Origin of the sequence: Roseovarius ramblicola, assembly GCF_042430665.1 — a bacterium.
Lineage (GTDB): Bacteria > Pseudomonadota > Alphaproteobacteria > Rhodobacterales > Rhodobacteraceae > Roseovarius > Roseovarius ramblicola.
Genome location: NZ_JBHMEC010000008.1, coordinates 243,319 through 266,808 on the forward strand (window position 1 = coordinate 243,319; position 23,490 = coordinate 266,808).

Sequence of the window (23,490 nt, forward strand, 5' to 3'; positions counted from 1 at the left end):
AAATGGCCTCACGATGTCAGGAAAACGGGGAAATTCCGGCCCGGTTCAGGCCAGGCGTCCATGGCAATGCTTGAATTTCCGGCCTGATCCGCACGGGCAGGGATTGTTGCGCCCCGGGTTGCCCCAAGTCGTCGGATCCGATTCGACAAAGCCGGGCGTGGCGTCGGGAAACGCCGGTTCGGTCTCTGCCGTCGCCGGCTGCGCCGCGGCTTCCATCGCCGCGCGCTGCTGCTCCAGATCGCGCATGAGAGCGGTCTGCTCTTCCTCGGACATGGGACGGATCTGCGCGAGCTTCTGGCTCACATCGGCGCGCAGCCCATCGAGCATCGATTCGAAGAGCTGGAACGATTCGCTCTTGTACTCGTTGAGCGGATCGCGCTGTGCATAGCCGCGAAAGCCCACCACCGACCGCAGGTGCTCGAGCGTCAGAAGGTGCTCACGCCATTTGGTGTCGATGGTCTGCAACAGCACCTGCTTTTCGACCATGCGCATCGTCTCGGGGCCGAATTGCGCGGCCTTGGCGGCCATCATCTCGTCGGCGGCCCGTTCCAGCCGCTCGGCGATGTCCTCGTCATCCACGCCTTCCTCGTTGGCCCATTCCACGATCGGCAGGTCCATCGAGAGCCGTTCGCGCACGGCCTCCTGAAGCCCGTCGGTATCCCACTGGTCGGCATAGGTCCTAGGCGGCATGTACTGATCGACGAGGTCCGAGATCACCTCGGTGCGCATGTCGCCGACGATCTCCCTCAGGTCCTCGGCCTTCATGATGTCGAGGCGCTGCTTGAAGATTACCTTGCGCTGTTCGTTCATCACGTCGTCGAATTTCAGCAACTGCTTGCGGATGTCGAAATTGCGCCCTTCGACCTTGGCCTGCGCGCGCTCAAGCGATTTGTTGACCCAGGGGTGAATGATCGCCTCGCCCTCTTTCATGCCCAGCGTCGAGAGCACCTTTTCCAGCCGTTCGGAGCCGAAGATACGCATCAGGTCATCATCGAGGCTGAGAAAGAAGGCCGAGCGACCGGGATCGCCCTGACGGCCCGAGCGGCCGCGCAACTGGTTGTCGATGCGGCGGCTCTCATGGCGCTCGGTGGCCAGTACGAACAGCCCGCCCGCGGCCTTGACCGCCTCTTCGTCGGCGGCGTGCGCCGCCTCGATGCGGCGGCGGATCTCCTCGGGGTCGCCCTCGGGATCGGCGGCAATGGCCTCCATGATCTGGAAATCGACATTGCCGCCGAGTTTGATGTCGGTGCCGCGCCCGGCCATGTTGGTGGCGATGGTCACCGCGCCCAGCTTGCCCGCATCGGCGATGATCTGCGCCTCTTTCTCGTGCTGGCGCGCGTTGAGAACGTTGTGCGGGATCTCCGCGCTGGTCAACAACGTGCTCAGAAGCTCGGATTTCTCGATCGAGGTGGTACCGACGAGGATCGGCTGCCCCTTGTCATGCGCCTCGCGGATTTCCTCGACGATGGCGTCATATTTTTCCTGCTGGGTGCGATAGACCGCGTCGTCCTGATCGACCCGCGCGATCGGCTGATTGGTGGGCACCTCGACCACGCCGAGACCGTAAATCTCGCCGAATTCCTCGGCCTCGGTGACGGCGGTGCCGGTCATTCCCGACAGCTTGTCATAGAGACGGAAGTAGTTCTGGAAGGTGACGCTGGCGAGCGTGACATTCTCGGGCTGGATCTCACAGCCTTCCTTGGCCTCGATGGCCTGATGCAGACCATCGGACAGGCGCCGCCCGGCCATCATGCGACCGGTGAATTCATCGACCAGCACCACCTCGCCGTCGCGCACGATATAATCCTTGTCCTTGTTGAACAGCTTGTGCGCGCGCAGGCCCTGATTGACGTGATGCACGATGGTCGTGCTCTCGGGATCGTAGAGCGATTGCTCCTCGGGCAGGATGCCGCGCTCCTTGAGCAGGTTCTCCAGGTATTCGTTGCCCTCGTCGGTAAAGGTGACGTTGCGGGTCTTTTCGTCGAGCGAGTAGTGATCGTCGCTCAGTTCGGGGATGAGCGTGTCGATGGTGCGGTAGAGATCGCTGCGATCCTGGCTCGGTCCGGAAATGATCAGCGGCGTGCGCGCCTCGTCGATCAGGATGCTGTCCACCTCATCGACGATCGCGAAATTGTGTCCGCGCTGGTTCATTTCCTCGAGCGAGGATTTCATGTTGTCGCGCAGGTAGTCGAAACCGAGTTCGTTGTTGGTAGCATAGGTCACATCGGCACCATAGGCCGCTTGCTTCTCAGCCTCGGGCTGTTGCGGATAGACGACGCCCGTACTGAGCCCGAGCGCGGCATAGACCTTGCCCATCCAGTCGGCATCGCGCCGGGCGAGATAGTCGTTGACGGTGACGATATGAACACCCTTGCCCGACAGCGCATTGAGATAGGCGGGCAGGGTGGCCACCAGCGTCTTGCCCTCGCCGGTCTTCATCTCCGAGATGTTGCCCTGGTGCAGGAACATGCCGCCCATGAGCTGCACGTCGAAGGCACGCAGCCCCAGCGCCCGGCGCGCCGCCTCGCGGCAATTGGCAAAGGCCTCGGGCAGCAGCGCATCCAGGCTCTCGCCACTGGCGACGCGCTTGCGGAACTCCTCGGTCTTCTCGATCAGCCCAGCATCGCTCAGCGCCTCGAATTCCGGCTCCAGCGCGTTGATCCGCGCGACGAGCGGGCGCGTTGCCTTGACCTTGCGATCGTTCGGGGTGCCGAAAATCTTGCGCGCGACCGTTCCAATACCAAGCATGTCTCATCCGTTCCGGTGTTTCGGCTCTCGCGGCGGCAATCGCTTGCCCCGCCTGCCCGTGCGCCCTAAAACGAGCGCAAGTGTGTGGGCCGCGCCTTGATACCAAGGCGATGTAAGGGGCCGCCGGAAAAGTGTCAACGCCACGCGCCAAAGGGCCGCGCGGCGATCTGGATAAAGGATGATCATCATGTTGCACCGTCTTCTCGCCCCCGTGCTGGCCCCGGTGCTGGCCGCTGCGCTCGCCGCGGGCGCGCCCGCCGCTGCGCAGGACGAAGCGCAGGACGAAGCGCCCGCGCTCGATACCGTGTTGGCCACTGTCGGCAAGAGCGAGATCACGCTCGGCCACATGCTCGCGCTGCGCATCACCCTGCCCGAACAGTACAACCAGATTCCGGCCGATGTGCTTTTCCGGGGCGTGCTCGACCAGCTCGTGCAGCAGGAATTGCTGAGCCAGGCCCACGAGGGTGCCCTGTCCGAGGTCTCGCAACTGCGGCTTGACAACGAGCGGCGCGCCATCGCCGCCGCGGAAGTGATCGGCGCGATCACCGAAGAGGCGGTCACCGACGAAGCGCTTCAGAAGGCTTACGAGAGCGAATACAGCGGCGCGGCCGACGAGACCGAGTACCGCGCCTCGCACATTCTTGTCGAGACCGAGGAGGAGGCCCTGGCGCTGGCAGAGGAAGTTGCCGGCGGGGCCAATTTCGCGGCGCTGGCGCAGGAGCATTCCACCGGCCCCTCGGGCCCGTCGGGAGGCGATCTCGGCTGGTTCGGCGAGGGGGTGATGGTGCCGGACTTCGAAAGCGCGATCACGACACTGGAGGTGGGTGAGGTCTCCGATCCGGTGGAAACGCAATTCGGCTGGCATCTCATCAAGCTCAACGAGACCCGAAAGAAGGCGCAGCCCGACCTCGCCGAGGTGCGCGGCGAGTTGGCCGACACCCTGCGGCGGCAGGCGCTCGATGCCCATGTGGCAAAACTCGAGGCCCGGCGAAAGGTGGACCGCTCGGGCAGCGACGACCTCGACCCGGCGCTGGTCAACCGGTTCGACCTTCTGGAGAACTGAGCCGATGGGCAAATCCCTGCCGGTCTCGCCGCTCGCGCCCGATAGCTTCCCCGACCTGCCGGAAATCGGCGGCCTGAGGATCGCCACCGCCGAGGCGGGGGTGCGCTATGCGGGCCGCGCCGACGTGATGCTGGCCCATCTCGCGCCGGGCACGACGGTGGCCGGGGTGTTCACCCGCTCGGCCACGCGCTCGGCGGCGGTACTCGACTGTCAGGCCAAGATCGGAGGTGCCACCGGGGAGGGCGCGGCGATCCTCGTCAATTCCGGCAATGCGAACGCCTTTACCGGAAGACGCGGCGCGGATGCGGTCGCGGCCGTGAGCAAGACCACAGCCGACCGGCTCGGCATCCCGGCGGAGCGGGTGTTCACCGCGTCCACCGGCGTCATCGGAGAGCCGCTGCCGCACGACCGGATCACCGCCTGCCTCGACGATCTCGCCGCGCGCCTGACCCCCGGTGGACTTGCCGATGCCGCGCGCGCGATCATGACCACCGACACCTTTCCCAAGGGCGCGACCGAGACCGTGACAATCGACGGGCAGCATGTGCGAATCGCCGGAATTGCCAAGGGATCGGGGATGATCGCCCCCGACATGGCGACCATGCTGGTCTACATTTTCACCGACGCGGCGATGGAGCAGCCGGTGTTGCAGGACATGCTGAGCGTGCTCAACCGGTCCACGTTCAACTGCATCAGCGTGGACAGCGACACCTCCACCTCCGACACGCTGCTGATGGCCGCCACCGGCACCTCGGGCATTCGCGTGACCGAGACCAATGTCGGTTTCATGGAGGCGCTGCGCCGGGTGATGCTCGACCTCGCGCACCAGGTGGTGCGGGACGGCGAGGGCGCGACGAAATTCGTCGAGATCTCGGTCACCGGGGCCGCCTCGGATGCCGAGGCGCGCGTCCACGCCAAATCGATCGCCAATTCACCGCTGGTCAAGACTGCCATCGCCGGCGAGGACCCCAACTGGGGCCGCGTCGTCATGGCGGTGGGCAAATCCGGCGCGCGCGCCGACCGTGACCGGCTGTCGATCTGGTTCGGCGATCTGGAGGTCGCGCGCGAGGGTCAGGTCAGCCCCGATCACGACGAGAACAAGGCCGCGACCTATATGACAAACGAGGAGATCGTGATCCATGTCGATCTCGGCCTGGGTGGCGGAACGGCGCGGGTCTGGACCTGCGATCTCACCCATGGCTATATCGACATCAACGCGGATTACCGGTCTTGAAGACTGTTCTTGTCTCAGCGGTGGCCCTGATCGACGTGGACGGGCGTATCCTGCTGACGCAACGCCCCGAGGGCAAATCCATGGCCGGGTTGTGGGAGTTCCCCGGTGGCAAGGTCGAGCCCGGCGAGACGCCTGAACACGCGCTGATCCGCGAATTGCAGGAAGAGCTGGGCATCGACACCTGGGCGTCGTGCCTCGCGCCGCTGACCTTTGCCAGCCATTCCTACGATGATTTCCACCTGCTGATGCCGCTCTTTGCCTGCCGCAAGTGGGCAGGCATCCCGCAGGGACGCGAGGGGCAGGCGCTCAAGTGGGTGCGCGCCGGTGAATTGCGCGCCTTCCCCATGCCCCCCGCCGACCTGCCGCTCATCCCGATCCTTCGCGACTGGCTGTGATTCGGAACGGGCAGACGCTCTTGTCCCGCGGGGGCGCACGGAAGATTTTCCTTCCTGCCGGGAAAGACAGCCGCTATCTTTTGCGGGCACCGTTTTCGGGGCTTGGTGAAACGAGGGGCCGACGCGGTCGCCGGGTTTTTGGGAGATATTTCATGGGAAAACGTGACGATCTGATTGCGCGCTACGCGGACGACCTGCGCAACAAGTGCGGGATGGAGCCCGACATGGACCTGCTGACCAAGGTGACCATCGGCTGCGGCCCGGCGATCTACGATGCCGACGCCGCCACGGTGGCCGCGGGTCAGCCCGGCGAGCTCGAAACCGTGAAGACCAACTTTCTCGTCAAGAAGCTGGGCCTGCCCGACAGCCCCGGGCTGATGGATGCGATCAACCAGGTGATCGAGACCTATGGCCGCTCGGAGCGCAACAAGTATCGTGCCGTGGTCTATTACATGCTGACCAGGCATTTCGGCAGGGAATCGGTCTACGGCTGACCGTTTGCCAGTATCACGAGAGCGCCCGTCCCCGGTGGCGGGCGTTTGCGCAGCCGCTCAGGACGCGCTGCGCAGATCGCCGGTATCGAGCACCGGAGAGGCGTCGATATCGTCGGCGTCGAGCATTGCCGCCACCCGTTCGAGCGAGGCGACGAGTTGTGCCTGCTCCCAGTCCTCCAGCGCTTCGAACTTGCGCACGTAACGCTGTTGGAGCGCGTCGGGCGCGTGGCTGATCGTCTCGCGCCCGCGCTCGGTGATGAGGATGTTGATCTGGCGCCGGTCGGTCTGCGATTTCTCGCGGTTGACCATGCCGTGCTTGACCAGTTTATCGACCAGCGAGGTCACGGTCGCCTGGCTCACGCGCATCCGGCGGGCGATCTCGGTCGCGGTACTGTTGCCGCGTTCGGCCACGATCTGAAGCACGCGGAACTGCACGGCGGTAAGCCCGGCGGCACCGGCCAGCTTGCGCCCGTAAATCTCGGTGGCGCGCAGGATGCGCCGGAGCGCGATAAGGCTCTGATCGGTGCGATCCATGCGGTCTCCCCCGGTTATGGATGCGATGGTGGCAAAGCTGTCACTCAATTGCAAATTCTTCCCTCCTTCGTTCTTGCGGCCGTTATTGGTCAATAAAACTAATAATTTTTACTCGGACTTTACGGTGTTATAAGCGGCATTATGTCATTTACGACAAAATTTCTGGATCAAGGTTGATTTCATAGGCTAAGTATTATATTTAGTCAATCGAAACAAAAGAGGGCCAATGATCCATGCGCCATGCAAGGGAAATTTTCGGAAAAGCCATGCCGTCGCTGCGCAAGCCCGCAGCCGAGGACGGGGCCGACATCTGGCGGCTCGTTCGCGCCTGCAAGCCGCTCGACGAGAACTCCATGTATTGCAACCTCGTGCAGTGCGATCATTTCCGCGACACCTGCATCGTCGCCGAGATGGATGGCGAGTTGGTAGGCTGGGTCTCGGGCTACAAGCTGCCCGACGATCCCGAGACGTTGTTTGTCTGGCAGGTCGCCGTGTCGGAAACGGCGCGCGGTACGGGCCTCGGCACGCTGATGCTGCGTGGCCTGCTGTCGCGTGACATCTGCAAGGGTGTGACCCGCGTTCAGACCACGATCACCCGCGACAACGCCGCAAGCTGGGCACTGTTCCGCAAGTTCACCGAGATGAGCGATGCCGCGCTGTCGAGCGCGCCCTACTTCTCGAAAGACGATCATTTTGACGAGCTGCACGATACCGAGTATATGGTGACGATCTCGCTCGACAAGGCGCGGACGAAAAAGGCGGCCTGAGACTGGCCGCCGCCCGCGCCCATACCCGATCACATGAAGGAAAACGTTATGCCGACTGACAAGTCAGCCGATCTTGAAATCTATGCGCGCCGCGAATCGCAAGCGCGCAGCTATTGCCGCAGCTTTCCCACGTCCTTCGTCAAGGCGCAGGGCTCGGAGCTGACGGATGCAACGGGCCGTACCTATATCGACTTTCTCGCCGGATGCTCGTCGCTCAACTATGGGCACAACGACCCGGACATGAAAGCGGCGCTGATCGAGCATCTCAATGCCGACGGGATTACTCATGGTCTCGACATGCACAGCGATGCCAAGGCCGACTTCCTGACCGCGTTCGAGGACATCATCCTGCGCCCGCGCGACATGGACTACAAGGTGATGATGACCGGCCCGACCGGCACCAACGCCGTCGAGGCGGCGATGAAGCTCGCGCGCAAGGTCACCGGTCGTCAGAACATCATCGCCTTCACCAACGGTTTTCACGGCATGACCATGGGTGCGCTGTCCTGCACCGGCAATGCCGGCAAACGCGCCGGTGCCGGCGGCGGACCGCTCTGCGGCACCACGCATATGCCGTTCGAGGGTGCGTTCGGACCCGATGTGGACAGCCTCAAGATCATCGAGCAAATGCTCGGCAATCCATCGAGCGGCGTCGATGCGCCTGCGGCGTTCATCATCGAGCCGGTGCAGGGCGAGGGCGGCCTGAATGCCGCGTCGCCCGAGTTCATGCGCGGCATTGCCAAGCTCGCCAAGGATCACGGCGCGCTGCTGATCGTCGATGACATTCAGGCGGGTTGCGGGCGCACCGGCACCTTCTTCAGCTTCGAGGACATGGGCATCGAGCCGGACATGATCCCGATGGCCAAGAGCTTTTCCGGCATGGGCCTGCCCTTCGCCGCGCTGCTGATCAAGCCCGAGCACGATATCTGGGGCCCGGCCGAGCATAACGGCACGTTCCGGGGCAACACGCACGCCTTTGTCACTGCGCGCGTCGCGCTGGAGAAGTTCTGGAAAGACGACACGTTCCAGAAGGAGATCGCGACCAAGGCAGGGATGCTGCGCGAAACGCTGGAGCGGATCGCGGACGCGATCCCCGGCGCGCGGCTCAAGGGCCGTGGCATGATGCAGGGGGTCGATGTCGGCAATGGCGATCTGGCGGGCGATATCTGCGCCCGCGCCTTTGAGAAGGGCCTGATCATCGAGACCTCGGGCGCGCATGACGAGGTGGTCAAGGTCCTGGCCCCCCTCACCACGCCCGAGGACATGTTCCGCAAGGGACTGGATATCCTCGTCGAGGCCACGCGCGACGCGATGGCCACAACCAAATTCGCAGCGGAGTAACAGATATGATCGTCAGAGACTTCAACAAGATCATCGAGCAAGAGCGCGACCGAGTCGTCTCGGATGCGCAGTGGTCGAGCGTGCGGATGCTTCTGGCCGATGACGGGATGGGGTTTTCGTTCCACATCACGTTCCTGGAGCCGGGATCCGAGCACACGTTCGAGTACAAGAACCACTTCGAGAGCGTTTATTGCATGCAAGGGTCGGGCTCGATCACCGATATCGCCACCGGCGAAACGCATGAGATCAAGCCGGGCGTGATGTATGCGCTCGATCAACACGACCGCCACATCCTTCGCGCCAAGGAAGAGCTTGTGATGGCCTGCTGCTTCAACCCGCCGGTGACCGGCAATGAGGTGCACCAGGAAGACGGCTCCTACGCGCTGGAAGACGGCTGAAAAAGGTCCGGGGACCAAGCTCCCCGGAAAGAGGGATATGACATTTCCACAGCACACCGTCGAGAAGATCGGCGGCACATCCATGACCCGCGTGGCCGAGCTTCTGGACACGCTCTTCATCGGCGACCGCGAGGGCGCGCGGCTCTATCACCGCATCTTCGTGGTTTCCGCTTTTGGTGGGATCACCAACAAGCTGCTGGAGCACAAGAAGTCCGGTACGCCCGGGGTCTACGCGCTCTTTGCCAACGACGATGATGATCACGGCTGGCTCGATGCGCTGACCGAGGTGGGCCACGCCATGCGTGAGGCGCATGGCGACATCCTGGACCATCCCGGCGATCGCAGCATGGCCGACGAGTTCGTGCGCGAACGGATCGAGGGCGCGCGCTCGTGCCTCTTCGACCTGCAGCGCCTGTGCTCATACGGGCATTTCCGGCTGGGCGATCACATGCTGGTCATCCGCGAATTGCTGTCGGGGCTGGGCGAGGCGCATTCGGCGTTTGTCACCACGCTGCTGTTGCAGCGGGCGGGCGTCAACGCGCGGTTCATCGACCTCAGCGGCTGGCGCGACGAGGCTGAGCACACGCTCTCGGAGCGCATCGCGCAGGGGCTTGGCGACGTCGATGTCGCCACCGAGTTGCCCATCGTCACCGGCTATGCGCAATGCACCGAGGGGCTGATGCGCGAGTTCGACCGCGGCTATTCCGAGGTGACCTTCGCCCGCATCGCGGCCTGGACCGGCGCGGCGGAGGCGATCATTCACAAGGAATTCCACCTGTCCTCGGCCGATCCGAAGCTCGTGGGCGAGGATGCGGTGCGCAAGCTGGGGCACACCAATTACGACGTGGCGGATCAGTTGTCGAATCTGGGGATGGAGGCGATCCACCCCAAGGCGGCCAAGACCCTGCGTCAGGCCGAGGTGCCGCTGCGCGTGACCAACGCGTTCGACCCCGGCGATCCCGGCACGCTGATCGACGATCAGCCCGCCGAGGAGGCGAATGTCGAGATCGTCACCGGCCTCAAGGTCGTGGCGCTGGAGCTGTTCGAGCAGGACATGGTGGGCGTCAAGGGCTATGACGCGGCCATTCTGGAGGCGCTCAAGCGACACAATGTCTGGATCGTGTCCAAGACCTCGAACGCCAACACCATCACCCACTACGTGCACGCATCGCTCAAGACGGTGCGCCGGGTGGCCCGCGATCTGGAGGCGCAGTTTTCCTCGGCCACTGTCTCGGCGCGCACGCTGTCGCTGGTATCGCCCATCGGGCGCAACCTGCACGGCCTCAAGGTGCTCAGCCGTGGCCTCGCCGCGCTTGAAGACGTGGGGATCGACGTGATCGCCGCGCACCAGACGCCGCGCGGCGTGGACGTGCAGTTCGTCCTCGGGGCCAGGGACATGGACGCGGGAATCACCGCATTGCACCGTGTGCTGATCGAGGGCGCGGTGGCGAAGTTCCCTCAAAAGGCCGCCTGAGCGCGGGATCATCCGGTCAGGCCGGATGATGGGGCAGCGCGCGCGTCATCCTCGGACTTGATCCGGGGATCTCCGCCTCCCCCGCCTCGGTCGGCCTTGAAAATTTGAGACGAATGGGCGGCACTCCGGGTTTGGCGGAGCCGCGCATTTTGTGTAAGGTCGAGAGGTCATGGCCAGGATGGCCGGGACCTTCCAAAGAGTAACACGTGTGGTGCGTAGGGAGCACGTGGGGTGACGGGGGGTGTCGGCCAATGGGGCTGGCATCCCCCGTTTGGATCGTACCGGCGCGGACCGGTCATTGGACCCGGATCGCCGTCTTGTCCACCAGCAACACATATCCGCGCCGCGCGATGGTCTTGACCAGCATTTCGCTCACCAGTTGATTGCCCAGTGTATCGCGCAGCCGCTTTATCCGTGTGGCCCCGGCGGCCTCCTCGCAATCCTCCGGTTGCCGCCCGGAGATCACCGCCTCGATCTCCGCCCCGCTGAGCACGTCATCGTCGAGACGCGCCTCGGCCAGCACGCTCAGCGTCTCGAGCGCGGCATCGGTCAGCTTGAACCCCATGTCGTTGAGATAGACCATTCGCTCGTCCCGGCTGATATGCAACGACGAGACCTGTATGCCCGTCCGTTCGATCTCCGCCATCCTGCGGTTGAGCGCGACCAGCATCACCAGGAACACCAGCGACGCCACCAGGAGCGCCGTGGAAAACACCAGCAGCACGAAGATCACCATCCGGTAACTGACCAGTGTCTCGGAAAAGGCGGTGCCCGACAGTGCGAGGATTTCCAGCAGCTTGATCTCACCTTCGCCGGTGAGCGCGTCGTTCTCGACAAAGATGCGCTCCACCCGCGCGTTGAACGCGTTGGCGTCGGGGAGGCTCAGGAAAAGGAACACTGCGGCGATGGTGAGAATGACGACGATGGCGAACACGCCGACCACCACGACGCGTTGCCCCGAACGGCGCATGTCAGCGGCGGTTGCGTCCTGTCCGCCCGGCGTCATGATGCTTGCAAGGCCACGTTATTTTTCCTTTTTCGACATTATCTTGAGCAATGTCAGACCTCGCTGCGACAGTTGCGCCCTCAGCGCCGCCTCGGCCTGCGGACACGGCGCGTTGACCGTGGTCACGTTATAGAACAGCTCAAACGGGGTGTCGCGTTTGGCCTTGTATTCGATCTCGCAGGCCGCCGCCACCGCGCCTGCGGAGAGGACGAGAACGATAGCCGGGGCGAGGGTGCGCATAAGACGTGTCATGCGGTCAGGATGCGCCAGCCCACGCGGCTATTCAATAACCCGTTACGCGAGTTGACCCTGAAATCGTGCGTTATCGGATATCATGGGGGCGATATTGCCTGTCCTCCGGGACCAGGCGCACAGTCCGGGGCACGACCTGCGCTCACGGCGGGCTGATCAGGCTCTCGTAACGCGATGCCACGGAAACCCTGAAAGGATACATCATGTTCCGCAAGATTTCCTGTGTCGCTTTTGGTGTGGCCTTCGGTATCGGTGGCACACACGAGACCAATGCCGCCCAGACGATCCGCGCGTTGCCCGCCTTCAGCACGAAGGCGATCCAGGGCGCATCGACCCGTGGCCCGAAAATCACCCGCGTCCGGTATCGCCGCGCCCGCGGCCATTTCCGTGGCCGAGGCGGCACGCGGCTCCGCTTTCACGGTCTCGATGGCAATCGGTTCCGGCACGGCTTTCACCGGGGCCACACGGTCTTTCACCGCGCCCGTATCCAACACCGCTTCACCCATGGCGGGGGCGCTTACTATCACATCCGGCGCTACTATCCGCCGGGCCATTGGGGCTATCACGGCGCCTATTACCAGGGCTACCCGGACACCGGCGGTCATGCGGTTTACGTGCCCGGTCAGCGCCACGATGCACGGCATGACAACCTCTACATCAAATACCACGACAACTAACCAGACTGCGCGCGACCGGGGCGGCAGTATCAGTGACGGAAAGGATCAGACCCATGTTCACGAAGTTAACCACAACCCTCATGGTCGGCGCGCTTGCGCTTGCCACGACGATCACCCCGACGCAGCTTCGCGCCGACAATGACGCCGCCAAGATCATCGGCGGGCTCGCCATCGGTGCAATCATCGGCGCAGCCATCGCCGACAACAACGACAATCGCAGGCACAACCGCGGCCATGTCTCGCGCCGGCACCATGACGCCTATGACGTCTATGGCCGCGGGAAACACCGGAGCCACAAGCGGGGACACCACCGTGGCCACAAAAAGCGCTACAACCGCGGCCACCGGGGTCATGACGGATACAAGCATCGCCGTGTCAACCTTCCCGGGGCCTGCCGCGTCTATAACGGCCATCGCTCGGGCTATTCCGGGCATTGCCTCGGTCGTCACAACTACAGCTATTCCGCGCTTCCCTCGGCCTGCGCGATCCGGGTGGGCGGGCATCACCGGACGATCTATCGCGACGGCTGCCTCAACCGGTATGGCTATTACTGAACCCGGGATCATCGGGCAGGCAGGGAGGGGCCGGTGCGCCCCTCCCTTTGCATTCGCGGCACGCCATGCCATCAAGGCGCATGAGCGTTCCCGATCTCGGTCACGAACACACCGCACGGCAGGCGGGTCACACTCGGATCGCCGGTGTGGACGAGGTCGGTCGCGGCCCTCTCGCCGGGCCGGTAACCGCGGCTGCGGTGATCCTCGACCCCGACGCCATCCCCGATGGGCTGAACGACTCCAAGAAACTGAGCGCGCGGCGTCGCGAGGCGCTCTCCGAGGCGATCCTCGCCTCGGCGCAGGTCTCGATTGCCCATGCTACCGTCGCCGAGATCGACGAGATCAACATCCTGCGCGCCGCGCATCTCGCCATGGAACGGGCCGTCGCCGCGCTCGACCCGGCCCCCGACATGGCACTGATCGACGGCAACATGGTGCCGCTCGGCCTGACGCTCCCGGCGCGGGCCATCGTGCGGGGCGATGCCGTCTCGCTGTCGATTGCCGCCGCCTCCATCGTGGCGAAAACCTGCCGCGATCGCCTCATGCGGGACTTGGCACAGCAGTTTCCCGGCTACGGATGGGAGCGCAATGCCGGCTACCCGTCCAAGGCGCATCGCGAAGCGCTCCTAAATCTCGGTGTCACCCCTCACCATAGGCGTTCGTTCAGACCGGTACACAATATCTTGTATCAAGAAAAATAACTAACCCCCTGATTCAAAAAAGAAATTGACCGCGAATCGGCTTTGACTCATTGTTTTGTCAAGTCACAGAGCGCCCAATGCGCCGGAACAGAGGCAGAAAATGAGAACCAGCACCAAGACCGGGCGCGCCGCCGCGCTCCCCCGCAATACGATTCTCTCCGGTGACTGCATCGAGGTGATGAACGGCCTGCCCGAGGCCAGCATCGACCTGATCTTTGCCGACCCGCCCTACAACCTGCAACTCAGGGGCGATCTGCACCGCCCCGACAACAGCCAGGTGGACGCGGTCGATGACGCGTGGGACAGCTTTGCCAGCTTCGCCGCCTACGATCAGTTCACGCGGAAATGGCTTGCGGCGGCGCGGCGCCTGCTCAAGCCGGGCGGTGCGATCTGGGTGATCGGCTCGTATCACAACATCTTTCGCGTCGGCGCGGCGCTGCAGGATGCGGGATTCTGGATTCTCAACGACGTGGTGTGGCGCAAGTCCAACCCCATGCCGAATTTCCGCGGCAAGCGGCTGACCAACGCGCACGAGACGATGATCTGGGCCAGCAAGGAAGAGGGCGCGAAATACACCTTCAACTACGAGGCGCTGAAATCGCTCAACGACGGTATCCAGATGCGCTCCGACTGGGTGCTGCCGCTCTGCACCGGTCACGAACGGCTCAAGGACGAGAATGGCGACAAGGCGCATCCCACGCAAAAGCCCGAGAGCCTGCTGCACCGCGTGCTTGTCGGCTCGAGCAATCCCGGCGACGTGGTGCTCGATCCGTTCTTCGGCACCGGCACCACCGGCGCGGTCGCCAGCATGCTGGGTCGCGATTATATCGGGATCGAACGCGAGGAAAGCTATCGTCGCGTGGCAGAAAAGCGGCTCGCGGGTATCCGCAAGTATGACCGCGACTCGCTTCAGGTCTCGACCTCAAGGCGCGCCGAGCCGCGCGTGCCCTTCGGCACGCTGGTCGAGCGCGGCATGCTCCGTCCCGGCGAGGTGCTCACCTCGATGAACGGCAAGTCCGCCGCCAAGGTGCGCGCCGATGGCACGCTCGTGGCCGACGGGATCAACGGCTCGATTCACAAGGTGGGCGCGCATCTCGAGGGGGCGCCGTCGTGCAACGGCTGGACCTATTGGTGTTTCCGCCGCGATGGCAAGACCGTGCCCATCGACGTGCTGCGCCAGCAGATCCGCGCCGAGATGGCCGAACGGCCCAACTGAATTCCTTTTCCGCCGGTGCCCGGGGCCTGACTTGACCGGGCGCCATTGCCTTGCCCCGCCCCTCGTGGCGGGGCGTTTTTTCGGTCTCAATAGCCGCGTTGCGGATCGACGATGTTGAAAAGCGGCTCATTCCTCAGCCAATGGCCGAGGTTGTCGAGAAAAAGCGCGAAGGAGCGCATCGCCCAGCCCTCGTACACCGCCGAGCAATGCGGCGACAGGATCACCCGGTCGAGGCCCCAGAGCGGGCTGTCCGAGGGCAGCGGCTCGGTCTCGAACACGTCGAGCGCGGCCCCGCGCAGATGCCCCGTGCGCATGGAATTCACCAGCGCCGCGCCGTCCAGGACACCGCCGCGCGACACGTCCACGAGGATCGCGTCCCGCTTCATCGCCATCAGGGCGCGCGCGTTCACGAGGCCCCGCGTGCCGGGCACGAGCGGCACCGACAGCACCGTGATATCCGCCTTGCCCCAGAGCCCCGGCAGCGCATCGGCGGGGTGCACCTCGTCCACGTTCTCCATCGGTTGCGGCCGGGCGCGGGTACCGATCACCTTCATGCCGAAGGCCCTGGCCCGCGCTGCCACCGCCTGACCAGTATGGCCCAGCCCCACGATCAGCAGTGTCTTGCCCTTGAGCGGGGTCATCAGCCGCGTGCGCTCCCAGTGTCGCGCAACGCGGTCGGCGGCCATCCCGTCGATATCGAGCGTGAAATGCAGCACCGCGCCGAGTACGTATTCAGCGATCATCGGGGCGGCGACCCCGGCGGCGTTGCTGACCGTGACCGCGCCGGCATCCCACGGCGTCAGATGATCCACCCCGGCCCCGCCCACGGCGATCCAGCGCGGGCCGTGCGCGCCGAGCAGCGCCTCGCGCGGATAGCCCTCGCGCCCGCGGAAGGCGACGGAATAGGCGATATCGGGCCGGAACTCCGCCAGCACCGCACCCAGCCCCTCGTAATCGTCATGCCCGCGCGCCTCGATCCCCGGCGCTGCCTCGGCCAGCCGTTCAAGCATCGGGGCGGGATCGCTGGTGTGGACGAGAATGCGAGGGGCGTTGGTCATGGCCTGTCCGGTTCGGGGTATACGAGCCCGGCAAGCTGCGAGAATTCCGCGCCCTGGTCAAGCAGCCGCTCGCGCATCTCCCACAGCGCGCCGATCCGCACCTCCGAGAGCGCCCTCCCGGCCATCACCGACAGCTTGGCGCGGATATCGGCCACCGGCATCGGTGCCTCCGGCCCGCCGCGCGCGTTGCAATCGCCCGAACGGATCACCCGCCCGCCCTTCAGCCGCGCGGTCACGTCAGACCACCGCCCCTCGGGGAACCGCGCGGAATGGCGCGGCTCCCCGCGCACGGTGATGCGGGCAAGCATGGCCGCGACACGCGGGTCGCGCAGCGCATCGCCGGTGATCTCTGTCGGCCCGAGGCGACCGTGCACGAGATACGCCGCCAACGCGAAACCGAGCGAATACTGCGCCTCGCTCGTGGTCTCGGGCATCCCCGGAAACAGCGCGGCGGATTGCGCGAAGGTGCCCACCTCCAGCGTCTCGATCTGATCCGGGCTAACGCCCTGTTCCCCGACCAGCACCCGAAGACATTCCAGCGCGCCGTGCGCCCAGCGGCAGATCGGGTATGGCTTGATGTAGTTGCGCACCACCGTCCAGTCACGGCCCAGATCGGCCCAGACATGCGCCACTTCCGGCCCCTCGACGGTGATCGCCGGTGCGCCGGTAAAGCCACGTTCGGCCTGTAACAGAGACGAAATTCCGACCAACGCCCCCATGCCCGAGCCGTCATGCAGCATCGTGGGGCTTGCGATCTCGCGCATCATCTGGCTGCGCGGTCCGTGATACTCGGCGATGCCCAGCGCGTGGCGCAGGGCCTCCGCGTCACAGCCCCGCAAATGTGCCCCCAACGCCGCCACGCCCAGCGCGTTCCACGCGCCGGAGGTGTGATAATCGCTCACCGTGGCATGCAGCGCGACAGCGGCGCGCGCCGCCACCTCGTAGCCCATGGCAAGTGCGGTCAGCGCCTGCCGCCCGGTCAGATCGGTGCGCTGTTCCGCAAAGGCAAAAAGCGCGGGCACCAGCGCGCAGCCGATATGCCCCTTGGTGGCGTTCAACCCGTCATGCGCATCGAGATTGTCGATCTGCGTCGCCAGTGCCCAGGCCGCCCCCGGCATGGCACAGCGCCGCCCGTCAAACAGCAGCGTCGCACGGTGATCCTCGCGCACCGCCCCGTGGAAATCGCAGGCGAAGTCGCGTGTGATCCGCCCCGGATCGAGCGTGGCCGCGCCTGCCGCCACGCCCAACGTGTCGATGAGCAGCGTCGCGGTCTGCGCCAACACGTCTTCGGGCACTGGCAGGGCGGGATCCAAGGCGAACCGTGCGATGGGCGCGAACTGGCTCGAGTCGGCAACGTTGGACATGCTCGCACCTCCGGGTGTCATGTCCCATCCTGCCCGTGGGGGCCGACGGTGTGCGTGTGATTTGCGACATATCCTGTCCTGCTTTGCCCCCTTGCGAGCGCCCGGTGCCGCTGTTACCTCTTGGGTAACTCCGTTGGGGTGCCCGGGATGCACGGGCTGAGAGGCGATGCGCCAACCCATCGAACCTGATCCGGTTGAGACCGGCGTAGGGAACGGACCGTCGCACGCCTCGCGCGCCCCCCGTCCGTTCCCCGCATAGACCGAGAGGAACGGCAGATGGTTGCCACAGCTTTGACAATCGCAGGCTCCGACAGCGGTGGCGGCGCGGGCATTCAGGCCGATCTCAAGACCTTCTCGGCGCTGGACGTCTACAGTGCGAGTGTGATCACCGCCGTGACCGCGCAAAATACCTGCGCCGTCACCGATGTGCACCCGATTCCCAACACCACCGTCGCGGCGCAGATCGCAGCGGTTCTGGGCGATATCAGGGTCGATTCCATCAAGATCGGCATGCTGGGCGATGCCGCGCTGATCGAGACGGTGGCGCAGGCGCTCGAGGGATACCGCGGCCCCGTGGTGCTCGACCCGGTGATGGTGGCGAAATCCGGTGCCCGGCTCTTGCCTGATGCGGCGCGCGCGGCACTGATCGCGCATCTGCTGCCGCGTGCCGACCTGCTGACGCCAAACCTGCCCGAGGCGGCGGCGCTGTTGGGCTGTGCCGAGGCCTTGAATGATGCCGAGATGCAGGATCAAGGCGCGCGGCTGCGCGAGATGGGTGCTAGGGCAGTGCTGATGAAAGGTGGGCACGGGCAGGGCGAGACCTGCACGGATTGGCTCATCACGGAGGAGATCATGCGCCTCGACGCCCCCCGCATCGCCACCCGCAACACCCACGGCACCGGCTGCACGCTCTCCTCGGCCATCGCGGCAGGGCTAGCTAAGGGACTAACCTTGCCAAAAGCGGTTGAGGCCGCCCATGGCTGGCTGCACCGCGCGATCCTGGCCGCCGACGCGTTGGAGATCGGACAAGGGCACGGCCCGGTGCATCATTTTCACGAGGTCTGGACATGACCGAGACCGTCACCATTCGCGGCGCGGGCATTGTCGGCCTGTGCGTGGCCACCGAACTCATGAACCGGGGCATCGCCGTCACCCTGCGCGATCCCGCACCATCGCCGGGCGCGCATGGCTGTTCGTGGTGGGCCGGCGGCATGCTCGCGCCCTTCTGCGAGGGCTTTACCGCCGAAGAGCCTGTGGTGCGGCTGGGCCAACAGGCGGCCGATTGGTGGCAGGCGCAGGGCGTCGAGGTGATCCGGCGCGGCTCGCTGGTGTTGACGCTGGAGCGCGACCGCCGCGAACTCGATCAATTCGCCCGGCGCACCACCGGGCACAGGCTGATCACAGGTAAGGATTTGGCCGAGTTAGAGCCACATCTGGCTGATCGCCACGACTGCGCGCTCTACTTCGGAGACGAGGCGCATATCGACCCGCGCGCCGCGCTGATGCACTTGCGCAACCGCTTGGAACAGGCGGGCGCACGGTTCGAGCAGAGTGACGCCGCGCCCGATGGCCCGGTGATCGACTGTCGTGGCCTCGCCGCACAAGACAGCCTGCCCGACCTGCGCGGCGTCAAGGGTGAGATGGTGGTGCTGCGCAGCCGCGATGTGACCCTGACACGGCCCGTTCGCCTTCTGCACCCCCGCTTTCCGCTCTATATCGTGCCGCGCGGCAACGGCGTTTTCATGCTGGGCGCGACGCAGATCGAGAGCGAGGAACGCAACCGCGCCTCGGCCCGGTCGGTGATGGAACTGCTCTCGGCGGCCTATGCGCTGCACCCGGCCTTTGGCGAGGCCGAAGTGCTGGAGATCGGAGCGGACGCGCGCCCGGCCTTTCCCGACAACCTGCCGCGCGTCATCCGCAGGGGCGAGACCATTCATGTCAACGGCCTCTTTCGCCACGGCTTCCTGTTGTCACCTGCGGTGGCGCGGATGACCGTCGGGCTGATGACGCGCGACAATGAAAAACCGGAGTTTGTCCATGAAGATCACGGTTAACGGAACCGCACAGGAGACCGCCGCCGAGACCCTCAAGGCGCTGCTGATCGAGCTGGGCTACGGCGAGGCCAAGGTCGCGACGGCGCTGAATGAGACTTTCGTTCCTGCCGCTCTCAGGCCGGAACAGAGACTGAATGACGGGGACCGCGTGGAGATCGTGACCCCCCGGCAAGGGGGCTGACATGCCGACATATTACGACACCGAGGTCGCATCGCGCCTGATGCTGGGCACCGCGCAATACCCCTCGCCCAAGATCCTGGCGCAGGCGTTCAAACGCTCCGGCGCGGGCATTGCCACCGTTTCGGTGCGCCGCGAGGCAGGGGGCGAGCGCGCGGGACAGGCGTTCTGGGACATGATCGGTGACTTGGGCGTTCATGTCCTGCCCAACACCGCCGGCTGCCATTCGGTGCGCGAGGCCGTGACCACGGCGCAGATGGCGCGGGAGCTGTTCGACACCAACTGGATCAAGCTGGAGGTGATCGGCCATGCCGACACGTTGCAGCCCGACCCGTTCGGGCTGGTCGAGGCGGCGCGCATCCTGACCGATGACGGCTTTCAGGTGTTTCCCTATTGCACCGAGGATCTCGTGCTCTGCGAGCGGTTGGTCGAGGCCGGGTGCCGGGTGCTGATGCCCTGGGGAGCGCCCATCGGCACCGGGCTGGGGCTCAACAATATCTACGGACTGCGCAGCTTGCGCGCGCATTTTCCCGACCTGCCGCTGGTGATCGACGCAGGGCTGGGCCTGCCGTCGCAGGCCGCCCACGCGATGGAACTGGGCTACGACGCCGTGCTGCTCAACACCGCTGTCGCCAAGGCGGGCGATCCGGCGGCGATGGCCGAAGGATTCGCCCGCGCGCTGGAAGCCGGTCGTCTGGGGCTCGAGGCAGACCCAATGGAGCCGCGCGACATGGCCGCCCCCTCGACGCCGGTGCTGGGGAGGGCGTTTATCTGATGGCCTTGCCGCGTTTCTACCCGATATTCGACAATACCGAATGGCTGCGGCGTCTGCTTCCCCTTGGCGTGGGGCTGGTACAATTGCGGATCAAGGACCTGTCCGGTGAAACGCTGAAACAGCAGATTGCGCTAGCCCAGAGCCTGTGTCGCAAGACTGGTGCGATCCTTGTGGTCAATGATCACTGGCAGGCAGCGATAGATACGGGCTGCGATTGGGTGCATCTCGGGCAGGAGGACTTGGACACCGCCGACATCCCCGCCATCCGCCGCGCCGGGATCAGGCTGGGCGTCAGCACCCATGATCATGCCGAACTTGATCGCGCGCTGTCGCACGATCCCGACTATGTTGCCCTCGGCCCGGTCTACCCGACCATCCTCAAGAAAATGAAATGGCACGAACAGGGGCTGGAGAAGGTGGCCGAGTGGAAGCGGCTTATCGGCGATATCCCCCTCATCGCCATCGGCGGCATGTCGGTGGAGCGGGCGCAAGGTGCGTTCGAGGCGGGGGCCGATGTGGTCTCTGCCGTGACCGATATCACGCTGAACACCGACCCCGAGGCGCGGGTGCGGCAATGGATCGAGGCCACGAAATGACCCGCTACGCGCGTCAGATCGCCCTGCCCGAATTCGGGCAAGCCGGTCAGGACCGGCTGGCGGCGGCGCATGTGCTGGTTGTTGGTGCAGGCGGGCTTGCTGCGCCCGTGTTGCAATACCTTGTGGGCGCAGGCGTGGGGCGGATGACGCTGATGGATGGCGACCGGGTGTCCTTGAGCAACTTGCACCGACAGACGCTGTTTCGCATGTCTGACATCGGCCTGCCCAAGGCGGAGGTCGCCGCCGTTCATATGGCCACACTCAACCCAGAATCCGAGATTTCCGCCGTTTTAGAGCCGCTTGATCCAAGCAATGCCCCCGATCACGTCGCCGCCGCCGATCTGGTTCTCGACTGCGCCGACAGCTTCGCGGCGAGCTATATCCTCTCCGACACCTGCCTTGAACAGGGCACGCCGCTCATCAGCGCCTCGGTGGTGGGCACATTGGGCTATTGCGGCGGGTTCTGCGGTGGTGCGCCGTCATTGCGCGCGATATTCCCCGATCTGCCGGACCGTCTCGGCAGTTGCGATGCAGATGGCGTTCTGGGTCCCGCCGTTGGTGTGATCGGCAGCCTTCAGGCACAGATGGCAATGGCCGTTTTGGCGGGAATAGAGCCACAGCCCCTCGGTCAACTCGTCAGTTTTGAGGCCATTGGTCACCGCGTCGGCGGCTTCCGTTTCGACGGCGCGCCCGAGCCCGAGAGCGGCTTCGGGTTTATTGCGCCTGCGCAGATTGCGCCCGATGACTGGCTCGTGGACCTGCGCGCCGAGGACGAATCCGGCCCCGCCCTGCCAAACGCCACGCGCTGCACCGTCCCGGATTTCGACACCCTCCGCCCCGAAGGGCCACGCGCCGTGCTGGCCTGCCGCTCGGGTCTGCGCTCTTGGCAGGCCGCGACACGGCTTCGCGGCCATTGGGACGGAGAGATTGCATTGATCGCCCTGGGCGACGTTCAACAGGAGACATACCCATGAGAACCCTGACCCTGATCCTCGCGCTTCTGGCCGCCCCGGCCATGGCGCAGGACAAGATGACCCTGATCCTCGACTGGTTTGTGAACCCCGACCACGGTCCGATCATCCTCGCCGAGGAGCTGGGCTATTTCGACGACGCCGGGCTGGAGGTCGAGGTGGTGGCCCCCGCCGACCCGAGCGATCCGCCCAAGATGGTCGCCGCCGGCAAGGCCGACCTCGCCATCGCCTATCAGCCGCAGCTTCACCTGCAAATCGAGGAGGGCCTGCCGCTGCGCCGGGTGGGCACGCTTATCGCCACGCCGCTCAACTGCCTGCTGGTGCTGGAGGATGGCCCCGTCGAATCCACCGCAGACCTGAAGGGACGCAAGATCGGGTTTTCCGTCGCCGGGGTCGAGGAGGCGCTGCTGTCGGCCATCCTCGGGCAGCACGACCTGACGCTCGACGATATCGAGCTGGTCAGCGTCAACTGGTCGCTCTCGCCCTCGCTCATGTCGGGGCAGGTCGATGCCGTCATCGGGGCCTACCGCAATTTCGAACTCAATCAGATGCAGATCGAGGGCGTGCCGGGCCGCTGCTTCTATGTCGAGGAAGAGGGCGTACCCGCCTATGACGAGCTGATCTACGTGGCCAATCCCGAGACGATGAATGCGGACATGATCCGCCGCTTCCTGCACGCCACCGAGCGTGCGGTGCAATACATCATGAACCATCCGCAAGAGAGCTGGGAGATTTTCGCCGGCACCTCGGCCGAGTTGCAGGACGAGCTGAACGAGAAAGCCTGGGTCGATACCTTCCCGCGCTTCGCCACGCGGCCCGCCGCGCTCGATCACGCGCGTTACCGGACGTTCGAGCGTTTCCTGCTGGATGCGGGCTTGATCGAGACCGGGACGCCCGTTTCAGGCCTTGCCGTCGACGTGAACGCGCGATGACGGAGGGCTACGGCACCACCTTCCCCCGCCTGCGCGATGCGGCGGGGACGGTCTGGACGGACTACACCCATCACGACTTTGTCGAGGGGCTGCGCGACGGCACGCTGCCGCGCAAGGCGTTTCTCGGCTACCTCGTACAGGATTACGTGTTCCTGATCCATTTCGCCCGGGCCTGGGCGCTGGCCGTGACCAAGGCTGACGCGCTGGAGGAAATGCGCGCCTGTGCCGCCACGGTGGACGCTCTCGTCAATCACGAACTCAGCCTGCATGTGAAGACCTGCGCCGAGGCTGGGCTGAGCGAGGCAGACCTCTTCAATGCCGAGGAACACCCCGCCAACCTCGCCTATACGCGCTACGTGCTCGATGCCGGACATTCGGGCGATTTCCTCGATCTGCTGGCGGCGCTCGCGCCCTGCGTCCTTGGATATGGAGAGATCGGCGCGCGGCTGGGGCCGGTGCCCGACGATCACCCCTATGCAGACTGGATCGCCATCTACGCGGGCGACGACTATCAACAGGTCTGCCGCGATGCGGGTGCGCTTTTCGACGGGGCGGTGGCGCGCCGTCTGGGCAACAACCCGACGGCCACCCCCGGATGGGACCGGCTCTGCCACCGCTTCACCACCGCGACCCGGCTGGAGGTGGGGTTCTGGGACATGGGCCTCGGCTTCGGGCGTTAGGCCCTCTTGCCCCGCCGCGGCCCGCCGC

General features: G+C 65.1%; 26 protein-coding genes and 1 riboswitch. Of the genes, 20 read left to right on the plus strand and 6 right to left on the minus strand.

Annotated features, from left to right (window positions below; all coding sequences use genetic code 11):
- Positions 1-45 precede the first annotated feature (45 nt).
- Complete coding sequence (secA, locus tag ACFFU4_RS04685) at positions 46-2,748, minus strand: preprotein translocase subunit SecA (protein WP_377067549.1); 2,703 nt, start codon at positions 2,746-2,748, stop codon at positions 46-48.
- Between the two features lie 187 nt (positions 2,749-2,935).
- Here secA and ACFFU4_RS04690 point away from each other — a divergent pair, with 187 nt between their 5' ends.
- From ACFFU4_RS04690 to ACFFU4_RS04705, 4 genes are all read left to right on the plus strand, one after another.
- Entirely contained in the window at positions 2,936-3,811 is an 876-nt protein-coding gene (locus ACFFU4_RS04690; protein ID WP_377067551.1) for a peptidylprolyl isomerase, read from the plus strand.
- 4 nt (positions 3,812-3,815) lie between these two features.
- Positions 3,816-5,045 carry a bifunctional glutamate N-acetyltransferase/amino-acid acetyltransferase ArgJ gene (argJ, locus tag ACFFU4_RS04695; protein ID WP_377067553.1) on the plus strand — a complete coding sequence of 410 codons (1,230 nt, stop codon included), beginning with the start codon at positions 3,816-3,818 and terminating at the stop codon, positions 5,043-5,045.
- Positions 5,042-5,440: an 8-oxo-dGTP diphosphatase MutT gene (gene mutT / locus ACFFU4_RS04700; RefSeq protein ID WP_377067555.1), complete on the plus strand. Its 399-nt coding sequence runs from the start codon at positions 5,042-5,044 to the stop codon at positions 5,438-5,440. The genes argJ and mutT overlap by 4 nt, the downstream gene beginning before the upstream one ends.
- Before the next feature lie 152 nt (positions 5,441-5,592).
- Positions 5,593-5,934 (plus strand): DUF2853 family protein, encoded by a 342-nt coding sequence (locus ACFFU4_RS04705; RefSeq protein WP_377067557.1) that lies wholly within the window; start codon positions 5,593-5,595, stop codon positions 5,932-5,934.
- Between the two features lie 57 nt (positions 5,935-5,991).
- On the opposite strand, the gene ACFFU4_RS04710 is transcribed toward ACFFU4_RS04705, so the two are convergent.
- A complete protein-coding gene (locus tag ACFFU4_RS04710; protein WP_377067559.1) occupies positions 5,992-6,468 on the minus strand; it encodes a MarR family winged helix-turn-helix transcriptional regulator in 477 nt (158 codons plus the stop codon).
- Between the two features lie 233 nt (positions 6,469-6,701).
- On the opposite strand from ACFFU4_RS04710, the gene ectA reads away from it, so the two are divergent.
- From ectA to ACFFU4_RS04730, 4 genes are read left to right on the plus strand one after another with little or no spacing between them, the layout of a single operon-like run.
- A complete protein-coding gene (gene ectA, locus ACFFU4_RS04715) occupies positions 6,702-7,235 on the plus strand; it encodes a diaminobutyrate acetyltransferase (RefSeq protein ID WP_377067561.1) in 534 nt (177 codons plus the stop codon).
- 48 nt (positions 7,236-7,283) lie between these two features.
- Positions 7,284-8,576 carry a diaminobutyrate--2-oxoglutarate transaminase gene (gene ectB / locus ACFFU4_RS04720; protein WP_377067563.1) on the plus strand — a complete coding sequence of 431 codons (1,293 nt, stop codon included), beginning with the start codon at positions 7,284-7,286 and terminating at the stop codon, positions 8,574-8,576.
- A 5-nt stretch (positions 8,577-8,581) separates the two neighbouring features.
- Complete coding sequence (locus ACFFU4_RS04725; protein ID WP_377067565.1) at positions 8,582-8,974, plus strand: ectoine synthase; 393 nt, start codon at positions 8,582-8,584, stop codon at positions 8,972-8,974.
- A 37-nt stretch (positions 8,975-9,011) separates the two neighbouring features.
- Entirely contained in the window at positions 9,012-10,448 is a 1,437-nt protein-coding gene (locus tag ACFFU4_RS04730; RefSeq protein ID WP_377067567.1) for an aspartate kinase, read from the plus strand.
- A gap of 295 nt (positions 10,449-10,743) precedes the next feature.
- Here the strand turns inward: ACFFU4_RS04730 and ACFFU4_RS04735 are convergent, their stop codons facing one another.
- A complete protein-coding gene (locus ACFFU4_RS04735; protein WP_377067569.1) occupies positions 10,744-11,454 on the minus strand; it encodes a winged helix-turn-helix domain-containing protein in 711 nt (236 codons plus the stop codon).
- Positions 11,455-11,472: 18 nt separating this feature from the next.
- Positions 11,473-11,694, minus strand: a complete 222-nt coding sequence (locus ACFFU4_RS04740; RefSeq protein ID WP_377067571.1) for a hypothetical protein — start codon at positions 11,692-11,694, stop codon at positions 11,473-11,475.
- 215 nt (positions 11,695-11,909) lie between these two features.
- On the opposite strand from ACFFU4_RS04740, the gene ACFFU4_RS04745 reads away from it, so the two are divergent.
- The 4 genes from ACFFU4_RS04745 (at position 11,910) to ACFFU4_RS04760 (ending at position 14,854) form a co-directional block, all read left to right on the plus strand.
- Positions 11,910-12,383: a hypothetical protein gene (locus ACFFU4_RS04745; protein WP_377067573.1), complete on the plus strand. Its 474-nt coding sequence runs from the start codon at positions 11,910-11,912 to the stop codon at positions 12,381-12,383.
- A gap of 53 nt (positions 12,384-12,436) precedes the next feature.
- Positions 12,437-12,937: a hypothetical protein gene (locus ACFFU4_RS04750; protein ID WP_377067575.1), complete on the plus strand. Its 501-nt coding sequence runs from the start codon at positions 12,437-12,439 to the stop codon at positions 12,935-12,937.
- Between the two features lie 80 nt (positions 12,938-13,017).
- Complete coding sequence (rnhB, locus tag ACFFU4_RS04755) at positions 13,018-13,638, plus strand: ribonuclease HII (protein WP_377067577.1); 621 nt, start codon at positions 13,018-13,020, stop codon at positions 13,636-13,638.
- A gap of 100 nt (positions 13,639-13,738) precedes the next feature.
- Positions 13,739-14,854, plus strand: coding sequence for a site-specific DNA-methyltransferase (locus ACFFU4_RS04760; protein WP_377067579.1), 1,116 nt, complete (start codon positions 13,739-13,741; stop codon positions 14,852-14,854).
- Positions 14,855-14,940: 86 nt separating this feature from the next.
- Here ACFFU4_RS04760 and ACFFU4_RS04765 read toward each other — a convergent pair whose 3' ends face one another.
- On the minus strand, positions 14,941-15,912 hold the full coding sequence (locus ACFFU4_RS04765; RefSeq protein ID WP_377067581.1) for a D-2-hydroxyacid dehydrogenase: 972 nt from the start codon (positions 15,910-15,912) through the stop codon (positions 14,941-14,943).
- The gene (locus ACFFU4_RS04770; protein WP_377067583.1) at positions 15,909-17,276 is read right to left on the minus strand and encodes an MmgE/PrpD family protein; all 1,368 of its coding nucleotides are present in this window, start codon (positions 17,274-17,276) and stop codon (positions 15,909-15,911) included. The genes ACFFU4_RS04765 and ACFFU4_RS04770 overlap by 4 nt, the downstream gene beginning before the upstream one ends.
- Before the next feature lie 124 nt (positions 17,277-17,400).
- Positions 17,401-17,505, plus strand: a riboswitch (TPP riboswitch).
- Positions 17,506-17,552: 47 nt separating this feature from the next.
- Here ACFFU4_RS04770 and thiD point away from each other — a divergent pair.
- Genes thiD through tenA form a run of 8 tightly spaced genes read left to right on the plus strand, consistent with a single transcriptional unit; the run spans position 17,553 to position 23,462 of the window.
- A complete protein-coding gene (gene thiD, locus ACFFU4_RS04775; RefSeq protein ID WP_377067585.1) occupies positions 17,553-18,347 on the plus strand; it encodes a bifunctional hydroxymethylpyrimidine kinase/phosphomethylpyrimidine kinase in 795 nt (264 codons plus the stop codon).
- Positions 18,344-19,330 (plus strand): FAD-dependent oxidoreductase, encoded by a 987-nt coding sequence (locus ACFFU4_RS04780; RefSeq protein ID WP_377067587.1) that lies wholly within the window; start codon positions 18,344-18,346, stop codon positions 19,328-19,330. Before thiD ends, ACFFU4_RS04780 begins: the two co-directional genes overlap by 4 nt.
- On the plus strand, positions 19,314-19,511 hold the full coding sequence (thiS, locus tag ACFFU4_RS04785; RefSeq protein WP_377067589.1) for a sulfur carrier protein ThiS: 198 nt from the start codon (positions 19,314-19,316) through the stop codon (positions 19,509-19,511). The genes ACFFU4_RS04780 and thiS overlap by 17 nt, the downstream gene beginning before the upstream one ends.
- 1 nt (position 19,512) lies before the next feature.
- Entirely contained in the window at positions 19,513-20,283 is a 771-nt protein-coding gene (locus ACFFU4_RS04790; RefSeq protein WP_377067591.1) for a thiazole synthase, read from the plus strand.
- Positions 20,283-20,879: a thiamine phosphate synthase gene (locus ACFFU4_RS04795; RefSeq protein WP_377067593.1), complete on the plus strand. Its 597-nt coding sequence runs from the start codon at positions 20,283-20,285 to the stop codon at positions 20,877-20,879. The genes ACFFU4_RS04790 and ACFFU4_RS04795 overlap by 1 nt, the downstream gene beginning before the upstream one ends.
- A complete protein-coding gene (locus ACFFU4_RS04800; RefSeq protein ID WP_377067595.1) occupies positions 20,876-21,853 on the plus strand; it encodes a ThiF family adenylyltransferase in 978 nt (325 codons plus the stop codon). Before ACFFU4_RS04795 ends, ACFFU4_RS04800 begins: the two co-directional genes overlap by 4 nt.
- On the plus strand, positions 21,850-22,782 hold the full coding sequence (locus ACFFU4_RS04805; protein ID WP_377067597.1) for an ABC transporter substrate-binding protein: 933 nt from the start codon (positions 21,850-21,852) through the stop codon (positions 22,780-22,782). The genes ACFFU4_RS04800 and ACFFU4_RS04805 overlap by 4 nt, the downstream gene beginning before the upstream one ends.
- Positions 22,779-23,462 (plus strand): thiaminase II, encoded by a 684-nt coding sequence (gene tenA, locus ACFFU4_RS04810; protein ID WP_377067599.1) that lies wholly within the window; start codon positions 22,779-22,781, stop codon positions 23,460-23,462. Before ACFFU4_RS04805 ends, tenA begins: the two co-directional genes overlap by 4 nt.
- Positions 23,463-23,490: the final 28 nt, after the last annotated feature.

Coding starts and splice junctions, on each gene's coding strand:
- secA (WP_377067549.1), bottom strand. CDS start 2,748: ATGCTTGGTATTGGAACGGTCGCGCGCAAGATTTTCGGCACCCCGAAC.
- ACFFU4_RS04690 (WP_377067551.1), top strand. CDS start 2,936: ATGTTGCACCGTCTTCTCGCCCCCGTGCTGGCCCCGGTGCTGGCCGCT.
- argJ (WP_377067553.1), top strand. CDS start 3,816: ATGGGCAAATCCCTGCCGGTCTCGCCGCTCGCGCCCGATAGCTTCCCC.
- ACFFU4_RS04705 (WP_377067557.1), top strand. CDS start 5,593: ATGGGAAAACGTGACGATCTGATTGCGCGCTACGCGGACGACCTGCGC.
- ACFFU4_RS04710 (WP_377067559.1), bottom strand. CDS start 6,468: ATGGATCGCACCGATCAGAGCCTTATCGCGCTCCGGCGCATCCTGCGC.
- ectA (WP_377067561.1), top strand. CDS start 6,702: ATGCGCCATGCAAGGGAAATTTTCGGAAAAGCCATGCCGTCGCTGCGC.
- ectB (WP_377067563.1), top strand. CDS start 7,284: ATGCCGACTGACAAGTCAGCCGATCTTGAAATCTATGCGCGCCGCGAA.
- ACFFU4_RS04725 (WP_377067565.1), top strand. CDS start 8,582: ATGATCGTCAGAGACTTCAACAAGATCATCGAGCAAGAGCGCGACCGA.
- ACFFU4_RS04730 (WP_377067567.1), top strand. CDS start 9,012: ATGACATTTCCACAGCACACCGTCGAGAAGATCGGCGGCACATCCATG.
- ACFFU4_RS04735 (WP_377067569.1), bottom strand. CDS start 11,454: ATGACGCCGGGCGGACAGGACGCAACCGCCGCTGACATGCGCCGTTCG.
- ACFFU4_RS04740 (WP_377067571.1), bottom strand. CDS start 11,694: ATGCGCACCCTCGCCCCGGCTATCGTTCTCGTCCTCTCCGCAGGCGCG.
- ACFFU4_RS04745 (WP_377067573.1), top strand. CDS start 11,910: ATGTTCCGCAAGATTTCCTGTGTCGCTTTTGGTGTGGCCTTCGGTATC.
- ACFFU4_RS04750 (WP_377067575.1), top strand. CDS start 12,437: ATGTTCACGAAGTTAACCACAACCCTCATGGTCGGCGCGCTTGCGCTT.
- rnhB (WP_377067577.1), top strand. CDS start 13,018: ATGAGCGTTCCCGATCTCGGTCACGAACACACCGCACGGCAGGCGGGT.
- ACFFU4_RS04760 (WP_377067579.1), top strand. CDS start 13,739: ATGAGAACCAGCACCAAGACCGGGCGCGCCGCCGCGCTCCCCCGCAAT.
- ACFFU4_RS04765 (WP_377067581.1), bottom strand. CDS start 15,912: ATGACCAACGCCCCTCGCATTCTCGTCCACACCAGCGATCCCGCCCCG.
- ACFFU4_RS04770 (WP_377067583.1), bottom strand. CDS start 17,276: ATGTCCAACGTTGCCGACTCGAGCCAGTTCGCGCCCATCGCACGGTTC.
- thiD (WP_377067585.1), top strand. CDS start 17,553: ATGGTTGCCACAGCTTTGACAATCGCAGGCTCCGACAGCGGTGGCGGC.
- ACFFU4_RS04780 (WP_377067587.1), top strand. CDS start 18,344: ATGACCGAGACCGTCACCATTCGCGGCGCGGGCATTGTCGGCCTGTGC.
- thiS (WP_377067589.1), top strand. CDS start 19,314: ATGAAGATCACGGTTAACGGAACCGCACAGGAGACCGCCGCCGAGACC.
- ACFFU4_RS04790 (WP_377067591.1), top strand. CDS start 19,513: ATGCCGACATATTACGACACCGAGGTCGCATCGCGCCTGATGCTGGGC.
- ACFFU4_RS04795 (WP_377067593.1), top strand. CDS start 20,283: ATGGCCTTGCCGCGTTTCTACCCGATATTCGACAATACCGAATGGCTG.
- ACFFU4_RS04800 (WP_377067595.1), top strand. CDS start 20,876: ATGACCCGCTACGCGCGTCAGATCGCCCTGCCCGAATTCGGGCAAGCC.
- ACFFU4_RS04805 (WP_377067597.1), top strand. CDS start 21,850: ATGAGAACCCTGACCCTGATCCTCGCGCTTCTGGCCGCCCCGGCCATG.
- tenA (WP_377067599.1), top strand. CDS start 22,779: ATGACGGAGGGCTACGGCACCACCTTCCCCCGCCTGCGCGATGCGGCG.